This is a genomic window from Candidatus Kinetoplastibacterium crithidii (assembly GCA_027557655.1).
Lineage (GTDB): Bacteria > Pseudomonadota > Gammaproteobacteria > Burkholderiales > Burkholderiaceae_B > Kinetoplastidibacterium > Kinetoplastidibacterium crithidii_C.
Genome location: CP064915.1, coordinates 428531 through 442589 on the forward strand (window position 1 = coordinate 428531; position 14059 = coordinate 442589).

The window sequence follows — 14059 nt, forward strand, 5'->3', positions numbered from 1 at the left end:
AACAACTTAAAAAATGAAAATTAAATATCTATTATATAAATACCATCTACGGCATTAACTATAATTTTATTATTACTAAAAACAACCGAAGATAATATACTATTCTTGCTAATCTTAACTTTATAAAATGTAGAACCATCATCAGAGGAAATAAAATATAATTGACCAAAAGAATCACCACAAACTATTAACTTATTTACTGCTAAAATAGTTCTAAATTTGCAATTTTTTATAATTATTTTCTTCCAAATAACACTTCCATCTATGGCATCAAACTTAACCAACTCTCCTTCATTACTTAAAGCATAAATAAACCCATCAGACATGCACATAATATTACATGATGAAAACAGTTTACTCCATTTAACATTAACTGTATTTGTTATATTTAGACAAGTAATATAATTTTTACTAGTAGAAAAATAAATATTATCTTTATATATTAAAAAAGCACCATTAATACCTAATAAATGATTGTTTATGTTACCTAAAAAAATTGGAATTTTCCATTCTATAAAACCAGTATTAATATCGATTGATGAAATGCTATTATTTGTGCTATATGTTATGAGAGACTTATTAAAACATAACATGGGAGAATAAATAGAAGAAGATACTGAAAAAAAATAATTATTTAATGACCAAATTACTTCTCCATTATTAATATAAAAAGCATTAATAGATAAATCACAAGTCCTAATTATAAGAATATTTTTATATATAACTGGTGGAGTATCAATTACATTGTTTACTAATGACGACCATTTTTGATTTCCGTTACTATCCAATACTAGGATATCCCCTTTTTCAGAAACAACCACAACATTAGCAGCATCAGCAACTATGGATACTACATGATCAATAGATCTTTTTCTTTGCCATAAACATTTATGATTAACAACATCTAACTTGGCAATATTTCCATCTAAAGAAGCTACATATATGTAATCACCTATTACCTTTGAAATTAAATCAATTGTAAATTCAGAGAATAAATTTTCATAAGACAAATAGCTATTATGATATGTTATTTGTGGCTCATCAGCATCTGTAACTGCAAGAGACTTATTATGAATACTTATAAAAAGCAATAAAAAACAGATTACTTTTTTAAATAAAAAAACAAATTTATAAGAAATCATATAATTCTAATTATAAGAATCAATTTTTAACTGAATTATTTTAAATAAAGGATCATTTTTATCCATATGATTTAAAGATAATTTCCAATTTTCTATAGCTTTACTCAAGTTACCTTGTGCAAAAAAAACATCACCTCTACTATTATCAAATAAACCTTCAAAAGATTTTGGAGAATGCTTCAAACATTCTAATGCCCTATCATATTCACCAATATTTATAAATACATTAGATAAACGCAGTTTCGCAATATGTTGAAACACGTTATTCTTTTCAATATTAGATAACCATATTAATTCAGTTTTTGCTTCATCAAATAACAATTTTTCTTGAAATACATTAGCAGCAATCAGCGAAGATAACTTAGAATAAGAATCATTAGTATTGTTTTTTTTAATTGTATCTAATAATTCTTTCATTTTTTCAATATTAACAGGATTTGTAGTTACCACTTGTTCAAATAATTCAAAATCTCTCATATTATTAATAGTTGTTTTCTTAAAGAAAAAATATTTTATTAAAAATATAGAAAAAAAAACTATCAATAAAAATATTATTTTTTTTCTCGTTATAAGAAATAATTTATTCATAATAAAACCTAAAATTATTTTTTTATTTTATCTTTTAAAAAAGGTATTAATAGTTCTATAGAGATTTTTTCCTGATTAACTTTATAATTATGAGGCACACGTAATAATTTTATGCTTGCAAAATTATTTGCAACCTCATCTTCTCCAAAAACTATAGCTAGTGTAGCGTTACTCAAATCAGCCATTCTAAACTGGCGTTTTAAACTATCATTTAAACCACAATGAACTATTACTTTAAATCCAGCATCACGTAATTTTTCAGCATAATTAAATGATAACTTTTGAGCTATTAAACCACGATGAGTAATATAAATATCACATTCTTCAATTCTAGAAGGATTTTTATAAAAATTCCATAATTCTATTAGTCTTTCAAATCCTATAGCAAAACCAGCAGCAGGAATATCCTTACCTCCAAGCATGCTAAATAAATTATCATACCTACCACCACCACAAACTGTACCTTGAGAACCCAATTTATCTGTAGTCCACTCAAAAACTGTCAAATTGTAATAATCCAATCCTCTTACTAAGCGGTTATTAATATAATATTGAATATTATTAGACTTTAAAAAATCACATACAGAATCAAAATAATTTAATGATTTATCTGATAAAAAATCCAATAAAACTGGAGCTTCCTTCATTAAAGAAGATATAACTGGATTTTTACTATCTAAGATCCTTAATGGATTAGAATATAAACGTTTTTTGCTAATCTCATCTAAATGATCTATATTTTTTTCAAAAAAACTTAATAATACTTCTTTATAATTCAATCTATCTTGATAAGAACCAAGACAATTAACTTCTAATCTAACATTTTTAATACCTAGAATTTCCCATAGCCTAGACACCATAATCATTAATTCAGCATCTAAATCAGGGCCTTCAAAACCAACTGCTTCTACATCAACTTGATGGAATTGTCTATATCTTCCTAACTGTGGACGCTCATGCCTAAAAACTGGCCCAAGAGAATATAATCTACGAGGTCTTTCATACAATATATTATGTTCTATAGTAGCTCTAACTATTCCTGCTGTAATTTCTGGACGCATAGTTAAAGAGTCGTTATTATAACTATCTCTAAAAGAATACATTTCTTTTTCTACTATATCAGTTACCTCACCTATACCTCTTTGAAATAAGCTAGTTTGCTCCAGGATAGGAACTCTGATATTAGAATATCCATAACTATGGAGCCAATCAAATAAAATATTTTCTAAACGAAACCAATCAAAACTTCTTGAAGGAAGGATATCATTCATTCCTCGTATCGCTAAAATTTTTTTAGTATTTTTATTATTTACCATACTTTTTTCTTAAAAAGAATTCTTGTGAGAGCATTAAAAACTAAAATAAATAATATACTTATGAAAATTGAAAAACTACTCTTTTTTTAATGTAATCCCATAACTAGAAAACCGGAATAACATTATCATCATATATCCTAAAAAGCATAAAAAACTCAAGATTTATACAAATACTATTTATCATAAATATACAAGACTAGTTTAACATTTCATAAAACTTATATAGTAAAAATTTTTATGTTATGAAAAATCACTAATAATTTTTCATATTTATAGTTTAATAGATTCATTAACCTTGATCTTAGTAATATTTTTAATACTACCAGCCAATTGACCACATGCTGCATTTATATCATCACCTCTCGTTTTTCTTACCGTAGTAATAATTCCTTGAGAATTTAATATTTTTACAAAAGATAAAATTCTACTTTGTGTAGATCTTTTCAACTTGGAATTAGGAAATGAGTTAAATGGTATTAAATTTATTTTACATTTAATATTTCTTACTAACTCAACCAATTCAAAAGCATGTGTATCTGAATCATTTATATTATCTAGCATACAATATTCAAATGTAATAAAATCTCTAGGTGCATAAGACACATAATTCTTACAAGAACTAATTAGTTCTTGTAGTGGGTATTTTTTATTTATTGGTACTAACCTATCCCTTAGTTCATCATTAGGAGCATGTAAAGAAATAGCCAAAGAAACAGGACAATCATTAACCAATTTATCAATCATAGGAACTATACCTGATGTAGATAAAGTTATTTTTCTTTTTGATAATGCATATGAATTTTCATCTATCATCAAACGTAAAGCAGGAAGAACCTGTCCATAGTTTAATAAAGGCTCTCCCATTCCCATCATTACTATATTAGTTATTTTAGGAGAATTGATAATGGATTTATCTATATTTCCAGAAAAAAAATCATTATTTATATTTTTTTGTGCCCACCATAGCTGACCAATAATTTCACTAGTAGTCAAATTACGATTAAATCCTTGTTGACCAGTAAAACAAAAACTGCAATTTACAGTACAACCTGCCTGACTAGATATACAAAGAGTATTTCGATTGCTATCAGGTATAAAAACTGTCTCAACTGCATTATCAAAACCAACATCAAATAACCATTTTCTAGTTCCATCTATAGAAAAATACTGTGTTTTTAATGGCATTGCTTCTATTTTAGCTACTGCTTTCAAATAATTACGTAGTTTTATAGAAAGATTAGTCATATGATCAAAACAATCAACTTGATCTTTATGAATCCATCTCTTCAATTGAGAAATCCTGTAATTACTATAACAATCACACTCTTCTAGAATTTTTCTTAAAGATAGATCATCCATACCTAGCAGGTTAATAAAAAGATTATCTCCCATAAAAAACTATAATTTACGAGAATGGATTTCCATTTCAGAAAAGAAAAAAGCTATTTCATTCTTTGCATTTTCTTCTGAATCAGAACCATGTACAGCATTAGCATCTATATTATCAGCAAAATCAGCCCTAATTGTTCCTTTCTTTGCTTTTTTTGGATCCGTGTCACCCATAATATTACGATTAATTTGAATAGCATTTTCTCCTTCTAAAACTTGAATAAATACAGGTCCTGAAATCATAAAATTTATTAAATCTCTAAAAAAAGGCCGTTCTTTATGAACAGAATAAAATGACTCTGCCTCATAAGTAGATAATTTATGAAAACGCGAGGCTACTATAAATAAACCATTTTCTTCAAAACGAGATATGATTTTCCCAATACAATTTTTAGACACTGCATCAGGTTTTATTATTGATAAAGTACGTTGAATAGCCATTTAAATTCCTATTTTTTAATTTAGTAAAAGCAATAATATACAATAAAATAACAATCTAATTATTTTTGATTTATCGTTATACTATAAAATAAAAACAAATTAAACCAACCATAATTAAAAGTTATTAAATTAGTAGTTAAACCTATATAATATAAGGTCTAATTTATTATACACATTTTAAGTTGAAATAAGCATTATCGGAATTATATTCAATGATTACAGAATCAAAAAAAATTATTATTAATAATATGCTAAATAAAAGTTTTGAACCATCAGAAATAGAAAACAAATGGTATACAAAATGGTATAGAAATGGATGTTTTGAAGAAAAGAATAATTTAGATAAACTAAATGATACAAAAGATAACTATTCTATACAATTTCCTCCTCCTAATGTAACAGGGACTCTACATATGGGTCATGCTTTTAACCAAACCATAATGGATTGTTTAATAAGATACAATAGAATGTTAGGTAAAAATACTATTTTTGTACCAGGTACAGATCATGCTGGAATAGCAACGCAATTAGTGGTAGAAAGACAATTAGAGAAAGAAAATAAATCCAGATACACTATAGGTAAAGAAAAGTTTATTAAAGAAGTATGGAAATGGAAAGAAAAATCTGGAAACATCATTACCGATCAAATAAAGCGTCTTGGGATTTCTGCAAATTGGGATCGTGAATATTTCACTATGGATGAAGATATGTCCATTGGAGTTATAGAAACTTTTATACGACTTTATGAACAAGGCTTAATATATAGAGGACAAAAACTAGTCAATTGGGATCCAAAACTTCTTACAGCTGTATCAGATTTAGAAGTTGAAATGCAAGAAACAGATTCTTTTATGTGGTATATAAAATATAACATAGTAGAACAAGATATAGATAACCCTACACATTTAGTTATAGCGACAACTCGTCCAGAAACAATATTTGCAGACAATGCTATATGTATTCATCCTGACGACAATAGATATAAACATTTAATAGGAAAAAATGTTTATATACCTATTACTGATAGACAAATTCCGATTATATCAGATAATTTTGTTGATATTAATTTTGGTACTGGTTGTGTAAAAATAACTGCTGCCCATGATTTCAATGATTATCAGTGTGCTATTAGGCATAATTTACCATTAATTTCAATTTTTACCAAAGATGCCCATTTAAACGAGAATGTTCCTGAAGAATTTCAAGGATTAGAACGTTACAAAGCAAGAGAATTAGTAATAAAAAAATTGGATAATACAAATTTTTTGATAAAAACTGAACCACATAAGATTGTCCAACCAGTAGGAGATAGAACTGGGGTTGTTTTAGAACCTATGTTGACTGATCAATGGTTTGTATCTACTACTAAGTTAGCTCCAAATAACAGTATAAATCCTGGTAAAAGTCTTTCAAAAATAGCTCTAGAAGTTATAGAAAAAGAAGAAATAAAATTCTATCCAGATAATTGGAAAAATACTTATAAACAATGGTTGGTAAATATACAAGACTGGTGTATATCTAGACAACTATGGTGGGGGCATCAAATTCCAGCATGGTATTCAGAAGACGGCCAAATATTTGTAGCTCATAATGAAAAAGAGGCCTATAAAAAAGCATCTATAGCTGGAGTTAACGGAATTCTAAAACGAGATGAAGATGTATTAGATACATGGTTTTCTTCTGGGTTGATTCCTTTTACTACTATGGGCTGGCCTAACGAAACAAGTGATATGCAAAAATATCTACCTTCGAATGTATTAATCACTGGTTTTGATATTATATTTTTTTGGGTTGCTAGAATGGTAATGCTTACAAAGCATATGACAGGTAAAATACCATTCAAAAATATATATGTCCATGGATTAATTAGAGATTCCGAAGGCAAAAAAATGAGTAAATCTAAGGGTAATACTTTAGATCCACTCGATTTGATAGATGGGATAGAACTAGAAAATTTGATAAAAAAAAGAACATCAGGTTTATTAAATCCAAAACAGGCTGAAAAAATAAAACAACTTACTAAAAAACAATTCCCACAAGGAATAAAAGGAGTAGGAACAGATGCATTAAGATTTACAATGTCATCTTATGCAACATTAGGACGTGATATAAATTTTGACATAAAAAGATGTGAAGGTTATAGAAATTTCTGTAATAAATTATGGAATGCAACAAGATTCGTATTACTAAATGTAGAAGAAGATTATAAGATCTCAAAAAATGATATCGATGATTCTCAATACCTCTCTTTTGCTGATCACTGGATTATTTCAAGATTACAAAATACTATTATAGAAGTAAAAAAAGCATATGATGAATATCGATTTGACAATGTAGCTAATACTATATACAAATTTTTTTGGGATGAATTTTGTGATTGGTATTTAGAAATAGCCAAAGTACAAATAAAACAATTTTCAGAAAAAGAACAAAATAGCACTAAAAAAACATTATTGATTGTATTAGAAGAAGTGCTGAGATTAGCACATCCAATTATCCCATTTATCACAGAAGAATTATGGCAAAAAGTATCATTATTTTTCAATGATTATGTTAATAATAACTTTATAAGTATTTCTACACAAGAATATCCAAAAGAAAATAGAAATAAAATAAATTTAGCAATAGAAGAAGATTTTATTGAACTCAAATCTCAAATTGAAGCAGTAAGAACACTCAGAGGGGCGATGAATCTATCTCCAGCTGATAAAATTCCTTTATTAGTAAAAGGAAATATTACAAAATTAAAACGTAATTCACCTTACATAATCCACTTTGGAAAGCTAAGAAGTATAGAAATAGTACATGATATTCCTAAATTAGAAGCCCCTGTGCAAATAGTAGGTGAAACATATTTGATGTTAGATATAAAAATAGATATCAACTTAGAATTATTAAGATTAGAAAAAGAACAAAATAAGATAATGGAGGAAATTAATAAATGCAACCTAAAACTTCAAAATAATAATTTTATACAAAATGCTCCAGAAAACATTATAAATCAAGAAAAAAATAGACTAGAAAAATTTCAACTGACCATTACTAATATTAATAGTCAAATTGATAAAATAAAAAAAGCACTATAATATATAAATTAAAAAGGATTATATATCTATTTGATTATAATCCTTTTTTTTTGATAAAAAATCTGACATTGTTTTCTCATCATCATAAGATAGCAAACCCTTATCACGTGCTTTTTCAATTAAATCAGGACGACGCAACATAGTAATTTCTAAAGCTCTTTTTCTGCGCCATATATTTATTTTTTTATGATCTCCATTTATAAGAACATTTGGAACAAAATCACCCTTATAATCATAAGGACGCGTATAACTATATGGCTCCAATAAACCATCATGAGCATCACTAAAAGACTCATATAGAATTGAATCTCTATTATTAAGAGTTCCTGGCAAAAGCCTTATAACAGAATCAATTAAAGCAAGAGCAGCTATTTCGCCACCTGATATTATAAAATCACCGATAGATATTTCATCTGTAACAAATCGATCTATAAACCTTTTATCTATCCCTTCATAACGACCACAAATTATAATAAATCCATCGGTCTTAGAAAGTTTTTCTGCATCTTTTTGAGTAAAAATATTTCCTATCGGAGTTAATAAAATAACTGTTGATGAATCTTGATCTTTCAAATTGCGTTTCTTATTTATAGCATTTAAAGTATTTTCCAACGGAATTGGTTTCATAACCATACCAGGGCCACCACCATATGGTTTGTCATCCACACTCCTTCTTTTACTATCAGAAAAATCCCTAGGATTCCAAGTATGAATATTACATATATTGTTTTTACAAGATCTTCCAACAACACCTGTATTATTTACAATATCAAATATCTCAGGAAATAAAGTTATAATATCTAACCGCATTAATATTCTAATGACCAACTAGTAAAAATTTCGTGATTAAATAAGTCTACTTTATCTATATAAAGTTTCACAAAAGGAATCAGTATTTCTTTATTTTTATCTTCATCAGTATTTAAAACACACAATATAGGATGAGCACCATTTTCAAAAATATCAGTCACCATTCCAATGAAAACAGATTCACAATTTGAAATACCATACAATTTACAACCTATCAAATCAACCCAATAATACTCATCTTCTTTTAGGTTTGGAAATAAATTTCTAGACACATAAATTCTACTATTACGAAATTTATCCGAGTCATCTCTTGTACTCACGCCTAATATATTTATTATAATAAAATTATTATATTCTTTTGAACTAATTATCTTATAATGGTTATATGTAGGGTTACATTGACATTGTTTATATTGGCAATTACAAGAAGAAAACCACCAATCAGAAACAGATAACAAAGTTTCTTTGTTATCTGAATATGGGTAAACCTTTAATGAACCCCTAATGCCATATGAAGATACAACTTTACCAAGCTCTATCAAATCACTAGGAATAGAATCATCAAACATTAATTAACTCTATATTAGAGACTTGAAGTCTGTGTCTTAGAATATTCTTTTACCAATCTTGAAACAACAGAAGATAATTCTGCACCATTATCTTTCCAATACTTAATTCTATCTAATGAAATTCTAATTTTATCAGGACCTTCAACAGCAACAGGATTATAAAATCCTAAGCGTTCTATAAATCTTCCATCTCTACGATTTCTAGAATCAGTAGCGACTAAACTATAAAAAGGCCTTTTTTTTGATCCACCACGAGCCAAACGAATAACTACCATAACAATTTAAATCCTAATTAATTTAACTATAAAAATAGTTTGTAATTTTAACAATCATTCAGGCAAATTTGCAAAATAAAATTTATCTTTTTTGTAAAAAATGCTCTGTAACTTCCAAATTATCTATAAAACTCTTGCGTTGCATAATAATAATATTTCCAGTTTGTTTAGAAAAAATCTTAAAATCATCATTTGCATTAACATCTGTGGTTATTATACGCAAAATTTGCCCACTTTTCATTTCTGATAAAGCTTTTTTTGTCTTTAATATAGGTAATGGACAATTCAAACTTCTTGCATCAATACAAGAATCAAATTCTAACTCTTTATTTTCTTTAGAATTCATAGCATTATTAAATCCTACTCAATATCCATTTTTTTGTATTTTCAATACCATTAGGCAACAATTCAATATAATTAGTGCTTCCAGTAGCAGTATTTGCACGCCCCCCACCTTTGCCTTTAACACAAGATGCAAAAAAATTCATTATCTCACTAGCCTCTATAATTTCTTTAATATTGCTAGAAACACCACAAACCAAAATCCCCTTTCCGCTAGATACCTCATTAGTACTCAGTACAACTATTACTTTTTCAAATCTATTTTTTATAAAATCCATAATATCTAATAATATTGACTTATCAAGATCCGCAAAAAAATAGGAAATAATATTGATATCATCTTTATTATCAATATTATCTATACAAATATATTCTACAATACTAGCAGCCAATTTTTTACGCAAAGAAAGATTTTCTTTTTCCTTATGTTTAACATAATCATTATGTTGGGATATTCGATCTAATAGTTCACCATGACTCGAATTAAACATTTTGGAAATATCATGTAAAAGTAAACTTTGTTTGCTAGCAAAATTTACAGCTTTTAATGCAGTACAAGCTTCAATTCTTCTGACACCATTAGAAATAGAACTTTCAGTAATAATTTTAAAAAAACCAATATCACCAGTTTTAACAACATGTGTTCCACCACATAATTCGACAGAAGGACCAATAGAAACAACTCTTACTTTACTAGAATATTTTTCATTAAATAAAGCTATAGCTCCACTACTTATAGCTTTTTCATATGGAATGATATCAGTAAGCACATCACTATTTAAAATAATATAATAATTAACTATTTCTTCTATTTGAGAAATTTGTGAATAAGAAAGTGCGTAATCATGTGTAAAATCGAATCTAATTCTCTCATGATCTACCAATGAACCTTTTTGCTGAACATGAGAACCTAATATTTCCCTAAGAGCGAAATGCATTAAATGTGTTGCAGAATGGTTTTTAGAAATGTTCAAACGTCTTGTCCTATCAACGCTAGAAGATACTATATCACCAACTTGTAATATACCATTTTCTAAAATACCACTATGAACAAACACATTTTTATTTCCAAGAAATGTATTATTAACTATGAAAACGGCTTCATTGTTTTTTAAGACACCAGAATCGCCTACTTGGCCACCTGATTCTGCATAAAATGGCGTTTTATCCAAAATAATACAAACTTCCTCTTGAATCTTCTCTACCTTCTTTACAAGAATACCATTTACATAAATAGCTAATATTTTTGAATTCTCTAATTTATATTTTTCATAACCGTAAAATTCGGAAACAAAATCACCATAATCCAAACTACTATAAATATTTAATTTAAATTTACCTGATGATCTAGCTTTATTACGTTGAGAATTCATATGTTTATCAAAAGAATTTAAATCGATTGAAATACCTTTTTCTCTACATACATCTGCTGTTAAATCTACAGGAAATCCATAAGTGTCATACAAAGAAAACACAGTATCATCATCTAATTTATTTCCATAACTAATTTTAGAAATAGCAGAATTCAATATCTTCATTCCATGAATAAGTGTATCACTAAAACGATCTTCCTCTTGCAAAATAATTTTAGAGACATAATCAGATTTCTTACTTATCTCAGGATAAGCATCACTCATTTCTAAAATAAGATCAGGAACAAGTTTATATAGAAAAGAACCAGTATGCCCTAATTTATAAGAATGTCTCAAAGCTCTTCTTATAATGCGTCTTAATACATAACCACGACCATCATTGCTTGGTAATACTCCATCAACAATCAAGAAAACAGCTGCACGTAAATGATCAGATATAACCTTCAATGAATTATTAGAATGATCTTTAATTCCAATTTTTGAAGCAGTTGCAGATATCAACTTTCTAAAGGAATCTGTATCATAATTTGAATGAACATTCTGTAGAACAGCTGCAATTCTTTCTAAACCCATACCAGTATCTATACATGGAATCTGTAAACGAGAAATTTTCTGCGCCTTGTCGATATAAAATTGCATGAAAACTAGATTCCATATTTCAACATACCTATCACCTTCTACGTCACTAATACCTGGAGGATCACCATGAAATTTAGGTCCATGATCATAAAAAATTTCTGAACAAGGTCCACAAGGGCCAATATCAGACATTTGCCAAAAATTGTCAGATGCAAATTTTGATCCCTTATTATCACCAATTCTAGATATTAAACTATTAGGAACACCTATTTCACTATGCCAAATATCATAAGCTTCATCATCATCATGATAAACAGTGATAAATAATTTATTAGATGGTAGTTTATATACTTTTGTAAGCAATTCCCATGCATAATGAATTGCTTCACGTTTAAAATAATCACCAAAACTAAAATTACCTAACATCTCAAAAAATGTATGATGTCTAGCTGTATAGCCAACATTTTCAAGGTCATTATGTTTACCCCCTGCTCTAAAACAACGCTGAGCAGTCACTACCCTCTTGTACTTAGTTTTCTCTTTTCCAGAAAAAATATCTTTAAATTGCACCATTCCTGAATTTGTAAACAATAGAGTTGGGTCATCAATAGGTACTAAAGAAGAAGAAGGCAAAATAACATGATTTTTCGATTCGAAAAATTTTAAAAACTTAGTCCTGATTTCTGATGTTTTCATTAAAAAATAAAAATATTAAGAAAATTTAATTAAGCTATAATATATGGCTGAAAAGTCAATTTTTAATAACTTAATAAGAATAATAAAAATAAAATATAAACCAATTTATTTATAATGAATAGATTATTATAAATAAATGGCTCAATATTATAATATTTTTATTGCAAAGTACCATTTTAATTATATTAAATGCCTAAAAATGGAAATTTAAAATTAGGTTTTTTACCATTCACTATATCTGACAAAGCTTTACCTGAACCCATTCCCATAGTCCATCCTAAAGGCCCATGTCCAGAATTTATATACAAATTGTCAATTTTAGTTTTACCTATAATAGGGACATTAGATGGAGTAGCAGGTCTTAATCCTGACCAATAAGATACGTTTTCAAAATCCAATGAATTAGGAAACATCTCCATTGCTTTTTCTAATAAAAAATTGCAATCAATATTATTTAAAGATCTGGAATAACCTGAAAAATCTACTGAACCAGCTATACGCATACGATCACCTAAACGAGAAAATACTAATTTATCAGCATTGTCTATCAAACTAACATATGGAGCTTTTTCTTTATCTATAACAGGGAAAGTAGCAGAATAACCCTTAGCAGGATAAATATTAAGTTTAATTCCTAACGGTTTTAATAAAATTGGACTATAGCTACCTAAAGTAACCACAAATATATCAGCATCTATATTTTTGAAATATCCATCTTGATCTACTAATTCAACGCTAGTTATTCTACCATTATTATATATAAGTCTATTTATATTGTGATTATATTTAAACTGCACTGATCTTTCTGAACACAAATCTGCTAATGATTGTGTAAATTTACGTGCATCACCACTTTCATCATCTTCTGTAAAATAACCACCAACTAGACTATCTTTAATACTAGATAAAGCTGGTTCAATATTAATAATTTCATCAACAGATAATGATTTTCTATGCACCCCCATTTTTTGCATAATATCGGCTGTTTTCTGGGCTTTTTTGAATTCATTTTGATTAGTATAAAAACTCAAAATACCTTTATCAAGATAATCATATTCTATATGTAACTCATCACGAACATTCTTAAGAACATCTCTACTATATTTTGCCAAATTAATCATATATTCCATATTACGAATAACATTATGAGGCATACATTCTTTAATAAAATATAGAAACCATTTCCACTGATTAACATCAAGATTAGGTCGAAAAGTTATAGGGCTACGCTTTCTAAGAATCCATTTTAGCGATATTAATAAATTACTAAAATTTGCCCAAGGCTCTGCATAAGAAACAGAGATTTGACCTCCATTAGCAAAACTAGTATCCAAAGCAGATTTAGAAAGCCTATCAATAACTACTATTTCCTTAGAAATTCCAGACTGAGATATCCACCATGCACTAGACACACCGTGAATCCCACTACCTAATATAGCTACTTTCATACAAA

The 14059-nt window shown here is 27.7% G+C and carries 12 protein-coding genes; 1 reads left to right on the forward strand and 11 read right to left on the reverse strand.

Features of this window, described 5'->3' with window-relative positions; all coding sequences use genetic code 11:
- Positions 1–20: 20 nt before the first annotated feature.
- From I1N47_02035 to ndk, 5 genes are all read right to left on the reverse strand, one after another.
- On the reverse strand, positions 21–1142 hold the full coding sequence (locus I1N47_02035) for a PQQ-binding-like beta-propeller repeat protein (protein ID WBF65226.1): 1122 nt from the start codon (positions 1140–1142) through the stop codon (positions 21–23).
- Between the two features lie 6 nt (positions 1143–1148).
- Positions 1149–1730, reverse strand: a complete 582-nt coding sequence (locus I1N47_02040) for a tetratricopeptide repeat protein (GenBank protein ID WBF65227.1) — start codon at positions 1728–1730, stop codon at positions 1149–1151.
- Positions 1731–1744: 14 nt separating this feature from the next.
- The gene (gene hisS / locus I1N47_02045) at positions 1745–3046 is read right to left on the reverse strand and encodes a histidine--tRNA ligase (protein ID WBF65228.1); all 1302 of its coding nucleotides are present in this window, start codon (positions 3044–3046) and stop codon (positions 1745–1747) included.
- Between the two features lie 270 nt (positions 3047–3316).
- Positions 3317–4438: a 23S rRNA (adenine(2503)-C(2))-methyltransferase RlmN gene (rlmN, locus tag I1N47_02050; protein WBF65229.1), complete on the reverse strand. Its 1122-nt coding sequence runs from the start codon at positions 4436–4438 to the stop codon at positions 3317–3319.
- A gap of 6 nt (positions 4439–4444) precedes the next feature.
- Complete coding sequence (gene ndk / locus I1N47_02055; GenBank protein WBF65230.1) at positions 4445–4876, reverse strand: nucleoside-diphosphate kinase; 432 nt, start codon at positions 4874–4876, stop codon at positions 4445–4447.
- A gap of 212 nt (positions 4877–5088) precedes the next feature.
- Between ndk and I1N47_02060 the strand changes: the two genes are divergently transcribed.
- Positions 5089–7962, forward strand: coding sequence for a valine--tRNA ligase (locus tag I1N47_02060; GenBank protein ID WBF65231.1), 2874 nt, complete (start codon positions 5089–5091; stop codon positions 7960–7962).
- Positions 7963–7980: 18 nt separating this feature from the next.
- Here the strand turns inward: I1N47_02060 and trmD are convergent, their stop codons facing one another.
- The 6 genes from trmD to I1N47_02090 all read right to left on the reverse strand — a co-directional run bounded on the left by trmD (position 7981) and on the right by I1N47_02090 (position 14054).
- Entirely contained in the window at positions 7981–8772 is a 792-nt protein-coding gene (trmD, locus tag I1N47_02065; protein ID WBF65232.1) for a tRNA (guanosine(37)-N1)-methyltransferase TrmD, read from the reverse strand.
- Positions 8772–9341: a 16S rRNA processing protein RimM gene (gene rimM, locus I1N47_02070; protein WBF65233.1), complete on the reverse strand. Its 570-nt coding sequence runs from the start codon at positions 9339–9341 to the stop codon at positions 8772–8774. The genes trmD and rimM overlap by 1 nt, the downstream gene beginning before the upstream one ends.
- Positions 9342–9355: 14 nt before the next feature.
- Positions 9356–9616 (reverse strand): 30S ribosomal protein S16, encoded by a 261-nt coding sequence (rpsP, locus tag I1N47_02075; protein WBF65234.1) that lies wholly within the window; start codon positions 9614–9616, stop codon positions 9356–9358.
- Positions 9617–9698: 82 nt separating this feature from the next.
- Entirely contained in the window at positions 9699–9962 is a 264-nt protein-coding gene (locus I1N47_02080; GenBank protein WBF65235.1) for a sulfurtransferase TusA family protein, read from the reverse strand.
- A gap of 7 nt (positions 9963–9969) precedes the next feature.
- Positions 9970–12606 (reverse strand): alanine--tRNA ligase, encoded by a 2637-nt coding sequence (gene alaS, locus I1N47_02085; GenBank protein ID WBF65236.1) that lies wholly within the window; start codon positions 12604–12606, stop codon positions 9970–9972.
- Positions 12607–12791: 185 nt separating this feature from the next.
- A complete protein-coding gene (locus I1N47_02090) occupies positions 12792–14054 on the reverse strand; it encodes a D-amino acid dehydrogenase (protein ID WBF65237.1) in 1263 nt (420 codons plus the stop codon).
- Positions 14055–14059 lie beyond the last annotated feature (5 nt).